Raw genomic sequence first — 18,823 nt, 5'->3', positions numbered from 1 at the left:
TTATAATACTTCAATTTGATCTACCCTTTCATTACGATTCGCACTAAGTTTCTCTAGATAAATTGCCAACTCTGGTCCTAATTCACTATTATTCAGTGCAAATTCAATAGTTGTTTTAATGAAACCTAATTTTTCACCGACATCATAACGATTTCCTTCGAAATTATATGCGAACACCTTTTCTAAGGTATTTAATGTATTAATAGCATCTGTTAATTGAATTTCACCACCTGCTCCAACTTCTTGATTCTCCAAAATCTCAAATATTCTAGGTGTTAATATGTATCTGCCCATAATAGCCAAATTGGATGGTGATTCATCTTTTTTAGGCTTTTCAACTAAACTTTTGATGCCATACATTCGATCAAGTATTCTCTCATATTCAATAATTCCATATCTTGATACTTCTTCAATTGGAACTCTCTGAGCTCCTATTACTGATTTTTCTTCTTTGTTATAAACATCCATCAATTGTCTAATACATGGAACATCCGACTGAACAATATCGTCACCAAGTAATACAGCAAATGGTTCATCGCCTATAAATTTGCGTGCGCACCAAATAGCATGACCTAAGCCTTTGGGCTCTTTTTGTCTAATATAGTGAATATCTGCCATTTGAGATGACTTTTGAACCTCATTTAATAGATCTAATTTCCCTTTATTCAGTAAATTTTGCTCCAACTCAAAACTGTTGTCAAAATGATCCTCAATAGCTCTCTTTCCTTTACCAGTAACTATGATTATGTCCTCAATACCGGCTGCTACTGCTTCTTCGACAATATATTGAATAGTAGGTTTATCTACAATTGGAAGCATTTCTTTTGGCATGGCTTTAGTGGCAGGCAAGAACCTTGTACCAAGTCCAGCTGCAGGAATAATGGCTTTACGTATCTTCAATTTCCAGTCTCCTTATTCACTTTTTCTCTATTAGCATCATATCAAACTATCAATAAAAAAGACATATTTGAGGGGACATTTGGGATATATATTGTTATATTCAGGTGATTAAATATAGATTTTGCCATAGTTTGTCACTTCCCTCGACACCATCTCTTAAACACGATGCATATATATGATATACTACTAAAGGTATTTAACATTGTTTACATAGGAGAGTAATCATGGCAAACAAAATTAATAAATCTAGTATATCGTCCTCCCAGCATCTATTAACCAAACGTTCAACTATATTTTGGATCATTAATAGCTGTCTTATTTTCTTCTTTTTATTTATGCCATTTCAAAGTGGCTTACTTAATGGTAGTCAACCAAACTACGAGATAGATATATTATATAGTTTTATTATTGGCGCTATATTATTATTATGCCTTGGGATTTATATGTATCGATCTCGTCGCGCCTCTTTAGTGCACAACCCATTTCGATATGTAATATGGAGCATTCCACTCATTTATTGTATTTCGATGATTGGTGCGGTGTCTGCTCATTATTCATACATAGAGTTTATGATTTGGATTTTTTACGCTATATTGTTCATGACCGCTTACCACTTGCTTCGTCAAAGTGATGGTCAACAAATCGCTTTCTACATATATATGGGATCTGCTTCCGTTATCGTTCTCTTTGGGATGATGAATTGGTTCGGCAATGCCTCCCTTTGGGGCTTATTTCCTTGGGAAGTTTATCCTGATGCCGCTATGCCTAGTAGCGGAGATGTTCGTTTAACGTCAGTGTTCCAATATGCAAATACATATGCTGCCTATTTAATAGCTTTCTTATTCGCATGTTTATTTACAATTGTTGTTTCAAAAAATAAGTATGTCGTACTTTTTGCATCATTTATGTTAGTGCCTGCATTAATTTCCTTTATCCTTACACTATCTCGTGGTGGCTGGACTACATTCCCAGTCATTCTATTATTCGTACTACCATTACTGACGTTTTCTAAACAGATTCAAGCGTTATTCCAGCTAATACTAGCTCTAATCGCAAGCGTTATTATGTTACCAAGTATGAATAGTTATGGATTGCAACTGCAACAAGATCATACCCAAGGCACTGCATTGCTCGCTTGGATCATCCTGCTTGGAGGATCACTCGTTACGGCTGTCATTGCCTTTGCATTCCAAAAATATGTTGCAACTCGTCTCGAACAAAAACTTCAATCATTCAACAAGCGAAAATTGGTAATGTTCCTTATCCCGATGCTAGGTATTGTTGCTGGTATAGCAGGTGCTTTCTTGTTATTAGGAAATACCGGCTTTACGAAATTATTACCCGCGAGTATCGGTGATCGTATTGAAAATATTAACTTCAACCAGCACAGTGTATTAGAACGAGGAACTTTTTACGAGGATGCACTATCTATCTGGAAAGACTATCCGATTGATGGAGCAGGCGGTGGAGCATGGCAAGCTCTGTATCAGCAATACCAGAACAACCCTTACTCTAGTACTCAAGTACATAGCTTCTTCATTCAGATGCTTGTAGAGGTAGGAGCTCTCGGTATGCTAGCTCTATTCCTAACGCTTGCTATTGTTTATTATTATTTCTTCAAATCATATCTCAAAAAAACTGATGATGAAAAACTTATGCCATCGATTTGGTATATTATAAGTACAGCAATTCTGATTCATAGTGTACTTGATTTCAATATGAGTTATGTCTATCTTGGTGCACTTGTATTCTTCTCACTTGGAGCGATGTTATCATCTAGTGAAGCAAAGACATTCCTATGGCAAGATAAAGTATTAAGCAACAAACTTACAATCGTAATACCCGCTATTTTCATAGTAGGAGCAGCTGTATATCTTATAATGACATTAGTTAATATATCAGGCTATCATTCCTTTAATACTGTACAAAAATCGATTCAAGAGCAAAATGTACAACAATCGATAGAGCAATTGGATAATGCCATTAGTCGTAATGGAGACCCTGAATATATAGATTATAAATTAGAGTTATTAACCCGGACCTATGAATCTACACTTGAAGAGCAGTATGCTATAGAAGTACAAGAAATACTTGATAAGATGAGTAAGCAAGAACCTTATTATGAGAACTTTATCTTCCGCCAATTAGAATTGAATCGACTTCTAGGAAACGATGAAGAGTCCGCTATCGTCTCCAAGATAGCTATTAATAAATATCCATGGGAAATTGATTATTATGTAGAATTCGCTAAAACTCAATTCCGTAGAGCTGTAACAGCAATAGGAGAAGATGATTTACAATTAGCTAATGAGTACTTACAATCTATTTTCGAAATACGCGATGTAGTAACTGCCAAAGCATTAGAACTTGAACTGCTGCCAGATGCTCAATTACAAGGTAGAGAGTTTGGTATAACTGCCAAACTAGCGATGCCGATTGGTCAAGCTTTCTTCGTACTTGGAGATTACGTGCAAGCAGCAAGTTACTTAGCACTTTCTTGGGATCCAGCATTCGATGATAATGATGATGTGATGGCAGCTCTCTATTATTCTGCAGTGCTACAAAAGCTAAATCAATCGAATGAAGAAATTAACAATACTATTTTCGCAGCATTCCCTGATACGCAAGAAGATTTGAGTGCAATTCTTGATGGTTTAATTGGAACATTGCCTATTAACAACTAACTACTATAATTTAATAGAGCAGTAACAAAAAAATCGCCTAGCTAAAGGCGATTTTTTTGTGTTCCATCTAATTTGGATGCCATACTCTCCTAATCAACAATCAACGCATACACAATACCAGGTCCATGTACACCAATCGTTAGATCATTTTCGATATCGGATGAACGACTTGGTCCCGATATAAAGTGTATACCCGCAGGTAAATTCTCTCTCCCCGCTTCGTCAAACGGAATAAGTACTTCACCTAGACGTGTAACCATTCGTGAAGCAGGAATGATGATGAAGAGTACTGTTGGCAACAAGCTAACCGAACGCCCCTTCTCCTTTGTAGACTTCACTACAACACTACCCGTATAAGCGACAGCGTGATCTGCATAGACGACACCGAAGTCAGCTTGTGCTGCTTCACTTTTCCAAGACGTTTTAGCATCACTATTCCAAACCTTCACTGAAGCACCAGGGATTAATCGCTCTAACGACAACGCCTCCAGCTCCTGCTCATCTTGACGCACAATATGTGAAGGATTCATCTCCTTAGCCTTACCCGCAATGTAATTCGCTGCCTGCTCCATATTGTTACAGTGCTGAACATGACCACCTACCGACAGAAAATTAACGGTAAATTGTTCGATACATTGCTCTGTAGTCCAGTTCTTCTCACTCCAAAAATCTGGAGCTCCTTGGAACGGATGTTGTGGCGCTTCCGTCATACGTGGATGACCAAGACGTGAAGATATATTATTCATAAATTTCTGTTGCTTAGCTTTTGATTGTTCGGTTAACTGTTCTAACCACTGTTGATGCTTCTCCGAATTAGTGCCCATTGTGCTGACCGCCCTTCTTCACCGTTTGCTGTTGCTCCACAGCAATGCGCTCCAAGCGCTGCTTCATTTCCTCTGTCATTACAGGTGGTTGAGCCGTAAATTCACGTTCTAATTGCTCCCACCGATCTCGGAACGATTCCTTCGGCAAGCTGGAAGTTACGCGATATTTATTCCAAGATTTCAAAGGACCTAACTTCGTCTTAATAATGCCATTACGCACCACTAACTTTTGCCCCAACTTCCCAAGTCGCAATACACCACCAAATCGACCTGAGTTGCCCATAACTGTAGCAAAACCTTGCATCCCTATACTTTCTAACTTATTCCCATGACCAGCTTCCACTTTACGACGACGCAAGTAGACAAGCATATCATGCAACGGAATTTTAACTGGACATGCCTCATAACAAGCTCCGCACAGACTAGAAGCATTAGCAATATCATCCCATTCCGCAACATTGCTCTTCAGCGATGGGGTAAGTACAGCACCGATTGGTCCGCTATACGTTCCACCATAAGCATGACCACCAATATGGCGATACACTGGACATGCATTCAAGCAAGCACCACAACGTATACAATTCAACAATTCTTGAAATTCTGGGTCTCCAAGTTGTAGAGACCGTCCATTATCTACAATAATAATATGCATTTCTTCTGGACCGTCTCCATCCTCTTGGCGCTTCGGTCCTGTAATTCCAGACATATACATCGTTAGCTTCTGCCCTGTAGCTGATCGTGGCAACAACGTGGCCATCACTTCCAAATCTGCCCAAGAAGGTATAATTCGTTCCATACCCATCAATGTAATTTGCGTTTTTGGTAAAGTGGTAACCATTCTTGCATTACCCTCATTCTCAAACAGCACCATCGAACCTGTTTCAGCGATTGCAAAGTTACAGCCTGTCATTCCAATATCTGCTTCAAGAAATTTCTCGCGAAGCTTCTTACGTACAAAGCCCGCTAGTACTGTCGTATCTGGTTCAAGCGTATAGCCAGCTTCTTTACTTAATAGATCAGCTATTTGATAACGATTTTTATGAATAGCAGGAATTACGATGTGAGAAGGGGTTTCATGAGCTAACTGAATAATATATTCACCTAAATCCGTCTCAATCGTTTCGACATCAATAGATTCTAGAGCAGTATTCAGATGTAATTCTTCTGATACCATTGATTTCGACTTTACTACAGACTTCGCTTCGACCTGTTTAGCGATATCTAATGTAATTTGCACTGCCTCTGCTGCTGTATCGGCAAAGTGAATATGTACGCCATTAGCACGTGCATTTTCAACAAATGTATTCAAATAATAGTCCAAATGAGCGATCGTATGCAACCTAATTTGCCGTCCTCTTTCACGCCAATCATCCCAATTTCCATGTTCTTCAGCTGCTGCCTTTTTACCATTCCGTAGACGCTCGGTTGTAAATTTTACCGCTTTACGCAAAAACTCATCATTAAGCGCAAGTTCCGCTCTTTGTTTAACGGTATTAAGCTTTGATGTGGGTTGACTCACCTGCTATCACTCCTTCATACAACAACTCTGCCAAATGCATGACACGAACATTCTCTCCGCGATACATGAGATTCCCTGCAATATTCATTAAGCATGCAAGGTCGAGTCCAACAAGCACCTCTGCCTCACTTTCAATCACATGATCTGCCTTCTCTGTTACCATCGCTCCAGAGATATCGCCCATTTTAATTGCAAATGTACCACCAAATCCGCAACAATCTTCTGCAAAGGGAAGGGGTACAAGCTCTAATCCCTCAACATGCTCCATGAGCAATAATGGTTCTTCCTTCACCCCAAGAATACGAGTTCCATGACAGGACGGATGATACGTTACTTTATGTGAAAATGTAGCACCTACATCAGTAACGCCTAATACTTTAACAAGAAACTGGGTAAATTCGTAGGATTTCGCCCGAAGACGCTCAGCTCGCTCTAGATAAGCTGGTTCATTCTCAAATAACTTCGGATAGTGATGAAGCATTCCTGTACAGGAGCCAGATGGTGCAATAACAAAGTCACTATCTTCAAAAGCATCGAGAATCGTAATGGCAGACTCTCGTGCTTGCTTCCAATAACCACTATTAAAAGCTGGCTGACCACAACATGTTTGCGCAGTTGGGAATTGAAGTTCTACACCATAACGAGCGAGAAGTCGGGCCATAGCTTCTCCAACTCTTGGAAAGAGCGCATCACTTATGCAAGTAATAAATAGAGATACCTTCATCGTTTCACTCCTATCGTTGCTAAGCTGTACCTTACAATCAATTAATTGATTACTATTTTCAAAAATAGCGCCGAGCTTCAGTTGAAGCTAGCGCTATTTATTTAATCTAACGATTCATAGTTAGACAGTATAAACATGAATTTGCATTTGACGTAATGAATGAACAAACTCCTCTGAAATACCTATGTCCGTTACAATGTCCGTTACATCAGATAGCTCAGCAAACCCCGTAAAGGACTGGACTCCGAATTTACTAGAATCAGCAAGTAAAATAACTTGATCCGCCATGCCTACTATTTTTTGCTTAATGCGGCCTTGCAACTCATTGGATTCACTAAGCCCTTTTTCCAAATGGACACCCTTACATGAAACAAAGGCTTTATCTACATGATACGCATCCAAAGAACGTTCTGCTAAAGGCCCAACATAGGAGAGGCTTTTCGGTGCTAGAATACCACCAGTTGAGATAACCTCTATCTTCTCTTTATTGGAAAGTTCTATCGCTACCTTAATTGAATTGGTTAGTACTGTCATCGGAATATCTGGCATTGAAGCTGCCATATACCAAGCCGTTGTACTAGCATCAAGTATAATTCTGTCCTTGGGAGCTATGAGCTTAATCGCTTCTTGAGCAATACGCTTCTTCTCCTCCGCCGACACGACCTCACGCTCGAAATATGGAGTTTCAGGGTGCTGTTGCTCCTTTACACTAACGGCACCGCCATGTGAACGACGTAGACGCCCAGCTTGCTCGAGTTTATCCAAATCACGACGGATCGTTTCTTCCGTTACCTCGCATAATTCACTAAGCTCTGTAACCCGAATACTCCCTCTCTCGTTGACAAGCTGTACAATGTAACTATAACGTTCCGCAACTAGCATACCTTTACCTCTTTCTAAAACTTATTATATCTTCTATTAACTATTGGAATCGTGTAGCAAGATCATTTGTTGAAATCTTGTGTAAGCTTCACTCCAAATTTCTGGCTGTACTGGCTCATATGTCTCGATACCAAAGGATTGATGAACAAGTTGACGCGCTTGCCTTAAATCTTGTAACTGTCCACTTGATATCCATTGTACTAGCATATTGCCAATTGCACTACCCTCAATCGGTCCAGCCCATACAGGTCGCTGAGTAGCGTTAGCAGTCCACTGACAAAGCAGTCTATTTTGAATGCCTCCTCCAACGATATGAAGCCCACTATATGAGTCTCCCGTTAATTGTTCCATAGTCTCTAGTGTATAACGATATTTTAACGCTAATCCTTCGAATATTGTACGGGCATAGTTTCCAATCGATGCAGGTGGATTCTGACCAGTCCGGTTGCAATATAGATCAATCTGCGTGAGCATATTTCCTACTCCAAGAAACAAATCATCATCCACATCTATAAACGCTGTAAAAGGCTCCGCTTCTGCTGCTAATTCCACCAATTCGGCAAACGAATAATGTTCACCTTGCTTTTCCCAAGCAAGTTTACATTGCTGAATGATCCATAAACCCATAATATTTTTCAGAAAGCGGAATGTATGATCTACTCCACCTTCATTCGTAAAGTTATGTTTTCTTGCTTCTTCCGTCAAATTAGGATGGTCAATTTCCGTGCCCATCAAAGACCAGGTGCCACTGCTTAAGTAGGCAAATCTCTCCGATGTAGCAGGAACAGCTGCAACTGCAGACGCTGTATCATGTTCAGCTGTCGCTATAACTGGAACCGATTCAATCCCCAATTCCTCGCAAAGCGATGGTTGTAACTTCCCAACGACCGTTCCTGGCTGTACCACCTCTGCAAATATAGAAGGATCAAGGCCGATCTGCTCAAGTAATTGTGTATCCCAATTATCCTCTAACGGATTGTACAGTTGAGTAGTTGTTGCATTGGTAAATTCATTAACTTTTTCACCTGTTAGAAAATAGCGAAGTAAGGATGGTATCATAAGCAAATGTTTAGCTTCTTTAAGTGCAGGATGATGTTGCTTCTTCATCGCTACCAATTGATAAAGTGAATTAAACGAAAGTAATTGAATACCCGTACGTTCGTATATTCGCTCTGCTCCTATTAAAGAAACAACCTCTTCGAATACTTCATTATTTTGTAAATCGCGATAGTGAAAAGGATTCGATAATAACTCTCCAGCTTCATCTAAGAGTCCAAAATCTACCGCCCATGAATCAATAGCAATGCTGTTTAATTTAATGCCACGATGCTTAGCCTTTAGCAGTGATTGCTTAATCTCATAAAATAATCGTAATATATCCCAATACAATCGTTGATTGATTTGTACTGGATCATTAGAAAACCGGTGAAGCTCTTCTAGCTCAATCTTGCCCTCATGAATACGTCCGAGCATTGCTCTTCCACTACTAGCACCGAGATCAAAAGCTAGAACATAACTCACCAGCTTGCACCACCTTTTCCACGATGCTGAATACTTTGACTATAGCTACTTGTTAGATAAGCATGCATCGGATCAACAGGTAAACCTTGCTCTTCACGAATTGATTGTAATAGAGGAGCCACATCGAACTCAAAAGCTTTACGAACAGCATCTTCTGCACCAAGCACATCATGACGCTCAGAAGCTGCTTCTACCTCAGCATGGTCAATTAATAGAGCTTTAGCATATTGTGTTTGCGCATTCAATACAGAGCGAATCATAGCTGGAATCTTTTGCTCAATGTTATGTGATTGGTCGATCATATAAGCAATATTATTCACACATGAAGCAATTGCAGCATCAGAATCGTTAGCTGCATTAAGAATTTGATAGAAAATAAGGAATAATTCATAAGGATTTGTTGTACCAACAATTAGATCATCGTCCGCATATTTGCGAGAATTGAAATGGAAGCCACCTAGTCGCTTTTCATCAATAAGATAAGCAACAATATGCTCAATATTTGCACCTTGAAGATGATGTCCTGTATCAACAAGCACTTCTGCTTGAGGACCTAGCTTCATTGCTAGATTATAAGCCATTCCCCAGTCCGCTAAATCTGTATGATAAAAAGCTGGCTCAAAGCATTTATATTCAATAAGCATTCTCATCTGAGGTGTCATTGCATTATACATTTCTTGTAGAGATTCCTGCATCCAAGCTTTACGCTTACGAATATTACCTTGACCAGGATAATTCGTACCATCCGCAAACCATAGACTGAATTCTTTGGAGCCTGTTGCTTTGGCAATATCAACACACTCTAGCAAATGATTAGTAGCTTTGCGACGAATAGCAGCATCCGAATTCGTGACACTTCCGAGCATATAGTCGTCATCTTGGAATAGATTCGGATTGATTGCGCCAATGGATAAGCCTAAGCCTTCAGCATGTGAGCGAAGCTTTCCGTAATCGTCAACTTTATCCCATGGGATATGAATAGCTACAGATGGCGCAATACCTGTATACTTATGAACTTGCGCAGCATCTTCTAATTTTTCGAATGGAGTACGAGGAACACCAACCTTTTGAAACACTTTAAAGCGTGTACCTGAATCTCCATATCCCCATGAAGGAGTCTCTATATTAAAAGCTTTAAGCTTTTCTCTTACTTCAATTAGATTAATTCCTCTAGCTTGCTGTTGTTCTTCGAATAAAGAATAAGCACGATCTGTCATTTACGTACCCTCCTGAATTTTTATAGTGAAAGTTATTGGTGCATGCGTACCGGACTTTCAAAGTTCGCTTCATATTCAATGTCGAATATGCTACGTTAGCGTTTTCATAGTTATTAACGTCCACTTTTTGAACTACCTCTTACAATATGTGTTCAAAAAGCGGGCGCTCAGAACCGAGAAGATGAGGCGCTACTTGCGGAAGGAGGAAACGCAAATGTACGTGTTTGGTACATGCGTACCGGACTTTCCAAGTTCGCTTCATATTCGATGTCGAGTAAACTACAGCGCGTTACATCGTTATCAACGTCCACTTTTTGAACTACCTTACTACTTTAATGGAAAAGCTATAGTAGACATCAGCGCATTAGCAGCCTGCGTAGAATCTAATCTGCTATATTGTACTACGATAGCAATATCACTAGAAACTTCTATTGCATAGGGTACACCAACTGGAATTGATTGCTCACCTTTAATTAAAGAACTCGTGCGAATATGCTTCGTTCTTCTAGCGGGAACAGCTACTTCAATATCTTCCATTGGTTCACGATCTTCAAAGAAGATCGTAACCTTAATTAAGGCTTCCTCGGAGGATGTATTCAATACACAGATTGACTCATGGCTTAGCAACTCACCAGTACTTGTAGGTGGAATATAACCATCAGGAATAATCCAATGCTTCTCACCTGTTGCTTGAAACATAACATACACCTCCAGTATAAATCTATCAAAATTAGCTACCACTTCGCCGCCGACTAAACTACGTTAGCATAGTCATTGTGATCACGAGTGGATGTTTTGAACTTCCTATCGAGTGAAAGCTGCTGGTACGCCTCCGTCTATGGTCAACATACACCCCGTCGTTTTAGCTGATTTGGAAGAAGCAAAGAATGCTATTCCTTCAGCAATATCATGTGGATAAATATTTACTAACAGTGTAGTACGCTTGCGATAGTGTTCCTCTAGTTGATCTGGTTCAATGCCATATGCAGCTGCACGTTCATTACGCCAGTTACCATTCCAAATCGCCGAACCTTGCAGGATTGCGTCTGGTAGAATCGTATTGACGCGAATACCAAACTCTCCACCCTCAGCAGCTATACAACGGGCAAGATGAGCCTCTAGCGCTTTAACAGAGCTGTATGCTGTAACATTTTTCCCTGCATATATCGAATTCTTAGAACCGATAAATACCATATTCCCACCAAATGATTGTACTTTCATAAGCTTAAATGCTTCTCTAGCAACTAAGAAGTAGCCTGTGCCCAATACATTTATATTGAGATTCCACTCTTTTAATGATGTTTCATCAAACGGGCTTGAAGTTGCTAGACCAGCATTGTTAACGATAATATCAACACCACCGTAATTAATTGCTGTCTCAGCATAGGCAGCTTGAATTAATTCCTCGCTTGTCACATCAACTTTAACAGCTAATGCACGATGATCACCGAACTCAGCATTAAGATCCGCTGCTACCTTTTCTGCACCTTCAAAGTTAAGATCCGCTAATACAACATGCGCTCCTTCTTCAACTAGACGACGAGCTGTTGCACTACCAATACCACCAGCACCACCCGTAATAAATGCTACCTTACGTGAAAATTCTGCTTCTGCTGGAGCAAGAGATAATTTATATAATTCAAGTGGCCAATATTCTACATTATAAGATTCATTTTCACTTAGTGAGACAAAGCTGCCTAGAGCAGTTGCACCACGCATTACTGCAATTGCACGATGATATAGCGCACCACTTACTTGGGACATGAACCAACTCTTACCGGTGTTAATCATTCCGATACCTGGAATTAAGATGACACGAGGAGCAGCCTCGAACATTTTATCGCCTTCATTTTTGTTACGCTCAAAATATGCAGCATATTGAGCTTTATAAGCCGTTATACCTTCTACAAGCTTTGCTTTTAGTTCTCCAACATTGTCCGCACTGGGTGTCCAATCGATGAATAGAGGAACAACTTTTGTATGTACAAGATGATCTGGACAAGCTGCACCAATTTGCGATAAAACTGGTGAATCAATCCCACCAACGAATGCTAATACATCATCTTGATCATCATATGAAAGAATCATACGTTTTTCGTCACTAACCGCACCACGTAATAATGGCATAACTTCAGCAACAATGGATCGACGCACATCTGTTGGAAGTGCAGCATGCTTCTCACCACCGAATAATTTAACCGAATTAAATTGTGTTTCAATATAACTTTCAGCCTCAGTAATAATTTTAATAGTCTGTGCATAAGCCTCTTCAGAAGTTTCTCCCCAAGTCACTAGACCATGCTTCTCCATTAGTACCAGCTCTGCATTAGGGTTAGCAAGCACACCTTCAGCAATCATTTTGGAAAGTTTGAATCCTGGACGAATATAAGGTACCCATACGAAGCGATTACCGAAAATTTCTTCAGCAATTTGTTTACCATTATCGGCACAGCAGAGACTAATAATCGCATCAGGGTGAGTATGATCAACATGATTAAATGGTAAAAAAGCATGCAATAACGTTTCAATAGAAGCACGAGGGTGCTTAGCGTCAATCATACAGCTCGCTAAATAAGCAACCATATCCTCATCGCTCATCTCATCACGCTCAAATAACGGGCGAATATCATCTAAACGAAGACCAGTGAAATTGTTAGCTTTCATTGTTGCAAGATCAGATCCACTACCTTTAACATACATGACTTCAACGTCACGACCACGGAAATCTTTCACTACTGTTTTAGTTGATGTATTACCACCGCCATAATTACATACTCGACGATCGGCACCAATAATATTGGATCGATATACTAAGCTGTCTAATCCAGTTTGTAATTGTGATACTTTTGCTGATTCCCACAATGATTTAACCATTTATAAGCCTCCGTTTGTATTTGTTTTATTGCTTTTTCATTTGTTTACCCTATACATAACAATATACAACATTTGTTTATGTTTGAAAATACCTAAAACAAAAACAAACAAAAAAGTTTTAACCTGTGCTTTAAGATGCTAATTCAACACTCTTCATCTATTAATCAATGATCGTTCTTTCGAATATGAATAAACTTCATCCCCAAATCGTTAGAACAATCTAACAAAAGGAGATGAAGCTTATAGACGTTTATATTATTTAACTAAAAAGAAGGATACGATTTTCGCAATTTCAGCGCGGGTAATCGGTTGCTTGGGATTAAGCTTACCACTATGATCACCTTCAAGAATACCTGCCGCTGCTAAATACTGTATCGCTTCCTGAGCCCAAGTAGCAATGGTTGCACCATCTGCGAAACCTGCATGATCAGCTTGACCATCGGCTAATTGATCCTTAAACATACGATACAACATGACAAAGGCTTCTTCTCTCGTAATCGAATGATTTGGCTTAAAGCTACCATCAGCATAGCCAGTTACAAAGCCTTGGCTAGCAAGTTGATTAATAGCCTCACTATACCAAGTATCCTGTTTCACATCGGTAAATGTGGAGTAATCTATTAATACACTTTTGTTATCATACAAACGATATAATACTGTCATATATTCAGCACGAGTCATTAATGCATTGGGCTTAATTGTGCCATCAGCATAGCCAGTGAATATTTTTTTGGCAGCCAGCTGTTCAATATATATTGCTGCCCAGTGATTCTTACTTAAATCTTTGAAGGTAGGGGTTGGGGTTGGAGTTTCAACTTCTTCTTTAGGTTCCTCAGTAGTCCCCTCCTCTGTCGAATCGCCGCCCCCTGGACTAGGTGTAGGAGTTGGAGTTTTAACTGTTTCTACTTTTATTGTACTGCTTTTGCTAGCTCCGCTTTCAACATGAATACGAGATACTGCTGTAACGGCATACGTATAGGTTTGACCTACCACCGCTGTCTCATCTACAAAGGATTGTAGTGAACCGTTCACAGCACGAACAGTCGCAATCAATTGCTCTGATGTAGATGTAGTAGGGGTAGCTTTACCATCTGCACGATATATCGTATAGTAAGCTGCTTTCTCTCCACTTTTCGCCAAATCCCAGCCTAACTGCACGCCAGTTTTCACACTCTTTATTGTGTTGATGAGAGGTACTTGTGGAGCTGTTCCATCTAACCATGACATCACTGGAATAAGTGCTGGACGAACGTAGGTTTCTTTAATTGCATCTAAGATACCTAATGGATTTGCTAAGAAGTGATTCGAGCTGAACAAAATACTTCCATCCACTGCTCCTTGCTTACCTTGATTGTAACGAAGTTGTGCAGGCAATTGATCTTCATGCTCCCAACCACTAGTGCCTACCTTATAGGTTGCATGACCAATGTATAAATGTACGTCATGTGTATTGGCATGTTCATTTACCTCATTAACCCACCAATCAACAAGTACATCATAAGCTGCTGCATTATAACCAAAATGCCAATAAATTTGCGGGGCGATGTAATCTACCCAGCCCTCTTGTATCCATGTTCTCGTATCTGCATAAATCGCTGAATAACTTTCTAAACCATTCGTTGCTGATCCAGTAGCATCACTAGATTTATTTTTCCAAATACCAAATGGACTAATTCCAAATTTGACATAATCTTTACTTTCCTTAATGGTATTATGTAGACCTGATACCACTTGATTCACATTATTACGGCGCCAATCACTTAATGAAAGATTACCTCCTGCAGCTGTGTATCCCTCATACTGCTCTGCATCATTAAAACTTTGAGATGATGGATAAGGATAGAAATAGTCATCCATATGAATACCATCAATGTTATAGTTCACTACGATCTCATTGACCGCTTCGATAATATAATTGCGAGCTTCCTCTATACCCGGGTTAAAGTATAACTTGCCTTCATAATTAACAATCCAGTCTGGATTCTGACGCGCTGGATGAGTCTCTACTAGAGCTTCGATATTAGTATTCATAGATACGCGGAATGGATTCACCCAAGCATGGAACTCCATATTACGTTTATGAGCTTCCTCAATCATAAATTCTAGTGGATCATAGTTATCTGCTGGTGCAACCCCTTGTTCACCCGTTAGCCAATGTGACCATGGGAAATAATCTGATGGAAAGAATGAATCCGCTGTTGGTCGAACTTGTGTGAAAATAGCATTAATTCCTGCTGCCTGTAATTCATCAAGCAGCTCAATAAAGTCTTCGCGCTGAGATGCGGGATTTATATCTCCTTTAGCGGGCCAGTCGATATTTTCAACTGTAGAAATCCAAGCTCCACGAAGCTCATACTTTGGATTGCTGATGTCATTCGTTACTACTAGTGTTTGTTGTGCTACTTGCCCATTGACATTAGCACGAACTGTTGTTACTCCTGGAGCTAGAGCTGTAATTACTCCTGTTTCGGCATCAATCGTCGCGATCGAAACATTATCAATAGAGTATTCTACTCCTTCAGTAATAGGTTTCTCACCTTCAATGCGGTACGTACCTATAACCTTTGCACTTAGAGCCTCTCCACCAATAATGGCAGAGAATACATCTTTAATGGTAATCGATCTCAATTCTCCTGGCTTTACCTCTAAGCTGTAGCTTGCAGTTAATTCACCATATTCTTCAGTCGTCAATGTAGCTGTAATCATTGCTGTACCATAGCTAATACCACGAAGTATGTTGCCATCTACTGCTAATATTTCCTTATCACTGGATGTAATGACAGCTGATTGCGTTACATCAAAAAGCTGATTATTCTCAAATACTGAATATACGTGAACTGCTCCCTCCTCAGATGGAACTAGTGTGCTTGGTCCAGTAATAACTAGATCGTTCGATTCCACCTGTTCATCCGTAACCGTTAATTCATAGGTTGAAATTGTACCATTATAGGAAGCTGTTAATGTAGTTGTACCAGCAGCTAGCGCTGTAATCATTCCATCGGCAGCAACCTCTGCAACAGATGGATCTGAGCTGCTATATGTAACTAGATTGGCTGCTACAACGGCTGGCATTTTATAGCCTACCTTAGTTTCAAGCATTTGAGCATTAAGCGTTTCTCCAATATGCATTGGTTTCACATTACTCCATTGAAATTCTAACGATGTAGTATTTCCATAAATCATAGAAATTTGATCAAAATAAAGGGTACCACTTGTTTTAGCGCCAATTTCTACATAATAGATGAAGTTTAATTTATAAGGAGCTGTTAAATTTGTAGGAAGGTTAGCACTGACATATTGCCACCCATCTATTACAGTTGAAGTCGTTGTAAAATCAATTGTTGCCTGGGTATTATTTGCATCCTGAATCTGAGCACGTATCCAATGCTTAAAGCCAGCCCCGTAAACCCAAAAACCAATTTTACTAGGCTCACCAACAATCGTACGTCCAGCAGTGCCATCGTTGTTATAAAAACGTAGATAGGCTGCGGATGTAGCGGTTGACCCACTAAAATCATACGATAACTTTGCTGCAGATAAACCATGTACTGCTGGATCAGGCCTCGTCGATTGTTCAAGCACGGCATAGTCAGTAGCAACACTTTTCGTGAGGTATACATCACTCATATCCTCAAAATCCTCGAATACTAAACTTGATGAGGTGTTGGCTTGCATCTCTGTAGCATAGGATACTTCCGATAATGCAGAAAAACTTGAAGAGACAATAAGAAAGCTTAATAGTACCATGAACATACGATTAAAATGCTTCATTAAATCACAATCTCCCTTCCCCTTATGTAAATGTCGAGGTTGAAAAAAGCGCTTACATTTTTTTGGTTTTGGTAGTAAATTTCAAAATAAAAAACCAAAACTAATATATAATATAGAATTTTATTCCAACCCCATATTCATCATAGTGTATAGCTGTAAGTTTTGTAAATCCTTTTCCTGGATATCGTTCAGAAAAATTTAATTATTTTTCTATTCATTTACATAATCCATATAAGACATATGTAATTCGTATGATTAATAGTTAATGACATGATTGTTAAGTGACGCTCCGATGAGTGTTTATTAGGAACGGAGTAAAGTATTACTTTATTAACGTATCATTACGTGCTTGCGAGTATATTAGAGTAAAATGTTTCTAATTTGCACATAACACAAAAAGGTATGCCTCAAGGCATACCTTTTTGTGTTAATAACAACACTTATTAATCTAACTTACTCCACCGTAGTCTTAGCACGCTTAGTGAAGAAAGCAACAATAATTGCAATAATTGCAAAGCCAAAACCGATTACAAATGCATTGTGTATACCAGAAACTAGTGCTTCTGTTTGTTGAACAACAGCAGTTGGATCTGTTGATTGGGTCAAGTAATTTTTTTGTCCCGTCGTCATTACGCTGATAAAGAATGCAACGCCGATCGCACCTGCTACTTGTGATAATGTATTCAGTATCGCAGTACCGTGCGGATAATAACGCGGCGGCAGTTGATTCAAACCATTCGTTTGTGCTGGCATCATAATCATCGAGATCGCTACCATTAAGCAAATATGCAGAATGATAAAGGTCATCTTGGATGTATCAGAGGATACTTGTGTAAAGAACCACATCACGATTGCCAATACAACTGTTCCAGGAATAATTAGCGCTCTTGGCCCAAATTTATCAAACAACTTACCAGTAATTGGTGATATAAGTCCGTTCAAAAGACTACCAGGCAACATAATTAGACCTGATGCATAAACCGTTAAGCCTAAAGCTCCTTGGAATAGGAAAGGTAGTAACGCCATTGTCGAGAACATTGTCATCATCATAATAATTAATAGAATAGATGTTAATGTAAACATTGGAAACTTAAATGCTCTTAGATCCAATAACGGCTCCTTTAATTTTAATTGACGGATTACGAATAGAAGCAATGCTATTAGTCCTACACTAATCATTCCGTACACTTCCAAGTGATTCCATCCTTTAACGGAGCTACTAAATCCGTATACAAGTCCACCGAATCCGATGGTTGATAAAAGGATCGATACTACATCCACCTTAGGTTTCGTAGGAGGTGATAAATTTTTCAAATAAATGAATGCGAATATTATAGAGAAGATTGCAAATGGTAGAACGATATAAAATAGCCATCTCCATTCCAATGAATCTAGAATAATACCCGAAAGCGTTGGTCCAATGGCAGGAGCGAACATAATAACGAGCCCGATAGTACCCATTGCCCCACCGCGCTTCTCTGGAGGATATAGCAACAGTATCGTGTTCATAAGAACTGGCATCATTAATCCTGTACCTACGGCCTGTAATAAACGACCAATTAGAAGCACAGAAAATCCGGGGGAAATACCACAAACTATTGTCCCTACTGTAAATACGATCATGGCTCCTAAAAATACTTGTCTTGTTGTAAACCATTGAACTAGTAATGCCGAAGCAGGAATTAATACGGCAACTACTAACATATACCCCGTTGAAAGCCATTGAAGTGTCGAAGCCGTCACGTTCAATTCAATAACTAATTGCGGAATAGCGTTGCTCAATAAAGTTTCGTTAAGTATAGAAAAAAATGCACCAATAATTAAAGAAATCATAATTGGTAGCCTCTTCACATTCCCTATTGCTTGAGAATGAGAAGAGGCAGGCGAAGCTGAAGTATTCATCATTA

The 18,823-nt window shown here is 39.4% G+C and carries 12 protein-coding genes; 1 reads left to right on the top strand and 11 read right to left on the bottom strand.

Annotation, left to right across the window (positions count from 1 at the left end; translation table 11 throughout):
* Complete coding sequence (gene galU / locus NV377_RS21025; RefSeq protein WP_258202766.1) at positions 1–900, bottom strand: UTP--glucose-1-phosphate uridylyltransferase GalU; 900 nt, start codon at positions 898–900, stop codon at positions 1–3.
* Positions 901–1,124: 224 nt separating this feature from the next.
* Here galU and NV377_RS21020 point away from each other — a divergent pair, with 224 nt between their 5' ends.
* A complete protein-coding gene (locus NV377_RS21020; protein WP_258202765.1) occupies positions 1,125–3,584 on the top strand; it encodes an O-antigen ligase family protein in 2,460 nt (819 codons plus the stop codon).
* A gap of 89 nt (positions 3,585–3,673) precedes the next feature.
* Here the strand turns inward: NV377_RS21020 and NV377_RS21015 are convergent, their stop codons facing one another.
* The 10 genes from NV377_RS21015 to NV377_RS20970 form a co-directional block, all read right to left on the bottom strand.
* Positions 3,674–4,408 carry a LutC/YkgG family protein gene (locus tag NV377_RS21015; protein ID WP_258202764.1) on the bottom strand — a complete coding sequence of 245 codons (735 nt, stop codon included), beginning with the start codon at positions 4,406–4,408 and terminating at the stop codon, positions 3,674–3,676.
* Complete coding sequence (locus NV377_RS21010; RefSeq protein ID WP_258202763.1) at positions 4,398–5,927, bottom strand: LutB/LldF family L-lactate oxidation iron-sulfur protein; 1,530 nt, start codon at positions 5,925–5,927, stop codon at positions 4,398–4,400. Before NV377_RS21010 ends, NV377_RS21015 begins: the two co-directional genes overlap by 11 nt.
* A complete protein-coding gene (locus NV377_RS21005) occupies positions 5,902–6,651 on the bottom strand; it encodes a (Fe-S)-binding protein (RefSeq protein WP_258202762.1) in 750 nt (249 codons plus the stop codon). The genes NV377_RS21010 and NV377_RS21005 overlap by 26 nt, the downstream gene beginning before the upstream one ends.
* A 120-nt stretch (positions 6,652–6,771) precedes the next feature.
* On the bottom strand, positions 6,772–7,533 hold the full coding sequence (locus NV377_RS21000; RefSeq protein WP_258202761.1) for a DeoR/GlpR family DNA-binding transcription regulator: 762 nt from the start codon (positions 7,531–7,533) through the stop codon (positions 6,772–6,774).
* A 36-nt stretch (positions 7,534–7,569) separates the two neighbouring features.
* Positions 7,570–9,054 (bottom strand): rhamnulokinase, encoded by a 1,485-nt coding sequence (locus NV377_RS20995; protein WP_258202760.1) that lies wholly within the window; start codon positions 9,052–9,054, stop codon positions 7,570–7,572.
* Positions 9,051–10,271 carry an L-rhamnose isomerase gene (rhaI, locus tag NV377_RS20990; RefSeq protein WP_258202759.1) on the bottom strand — a complete coding sequence of 407 codons (1,221 nt, stop codon included), beginning with the start codon at positions 10,269–10,271 and terminating at the stop codon, positions 9,051–9,053. The genes NV377_RS20995 and rhaI overlap by 4 nt, the downstream gene beginning before the upstream one ends.
* 327 nt (positions 10,272–10,598) lie before the next feature.
* Positions 10,599–10,970, bottom strand: coding sequence for a sensory rhodopsin transducer (locus tag NV377_RS20985; protein WP_258202758.1), 372 nt, complete (start codon positions 10,968–10,970; stop codon positions 10,599–10,601).
* Positions 10,971–11,075: 105 nt separating this feature from the next.
* On the bottom strand, positions 11,076–13,145 hold the full coding sequence (locus NV377_RS20980) for a bifunctional aldolase/short-chain dehydrogenase (protein ID WP_258202757.1): 2,070 nt from the start codon (positions 13,143–13,145) through the stop codon (positions 11,076–11,078).
* 255 nt (positions 13,146–13,400) lie between these two features.
* A complete protein-coding gene (locus NV377_RS20975; RefSeq protein ID WP_258202756.1) occupies positions 13,401–16,916 on the bottom strand; it encodes a family 10 glycosylhydrolase in 3,516 nt (1,171 codons plus the stop codon).
* Positions 16,917–17,369: 453 nt separating this feature from the next.
* The gene (locus tag NV377_RS20970) at positions 17,370–18,818 is read right to left on the bottom strand and encodes an MDR family MFS transporter (protein WP_258202958.1); all 1,449 of its coding nucleotides are present in this window, start codon (positions 18,816–18,818) and stop codon (positions 17,370–17,372) included.
* Between the last annotated feature and the right edge of the window lie 5 nt (positions 18,819–18,823).

This window comes from Paenibacillus endoradicis (assembly GCF_024721975.1).
This window is presented reverse-complemented; position numbering and strand designations above follow the sequence as displayed.

What these genes read in the sequence shown, in the direction of transcription:
- NV377_RS21020 (WP_258202765.1), top strand. Translation starts at nt 1,125, where the DNA reads ATGGCAAACAAAATTAATAAATCTAGTATATCGTCCTCCCAGCATCTA.
- NV377_RS21015 (WP_258202764.1), bottom strand. Translation starts at nt 4,408, where the DNA reads ATGGGCACTAATTCGGAGAAGCATCAACAGTGGTTAGAACAGTTAACC.
- NV377_RS21005 (WP_258202762.1), bottom strand. Translation starts at nt 6,651, where the DNA reads ATGAAGGTATCTCTATTTATTACTTGCATAAGTGATGCGCTCTTTCCA.
- NV377_RS21000 (WP_258202761.1), bottom strand. Translation starts at nt 7,533, where the DNA reads ATGCTAGTTGCGGAACGTTATAGTTACATTGTACAGCTTGTCAACGAG.
- rhaI (WP_258202759.1), bottom strand. Translation starts at nt 10,271, where the DNA reads ATGACAGATCGTGCTTATTCTTTATTCGAAGAACAACAGCAAGCTAGA.
- NV377_RS20985 (WP_258202758.1), bottom strand. Translation starts at nt 10,970, where the DNA reads ATGTTTCAAGCAACAGGTGAGAAGCATTGGATTATTCCTGATGGTTAT.
- NV377_RS20980 (WP_258202757.1), bottom strand. Translation starts at nt 13,145, where the DNA reads ATGGTTAAATCATTGTGGGAATCAGCAAAAGTATCACAATTACAAACT.
- NV377_RS20975 (WP_258202756.1), bottom strand. Translation starts at nt 16,916, where the DNA reads ATGAAGCATTTTAATCGTATGTTCATGGTACTATTAAGCTTTCTTATT.
- NV377_RS20970 (WP_258202958.1), bottom strand. Translation starts at nt 18,818, where the DNA reads ATGAATACTTCAGCTTCGCCTGCCTCTTCTCATTCTCAAGCAATAGGG.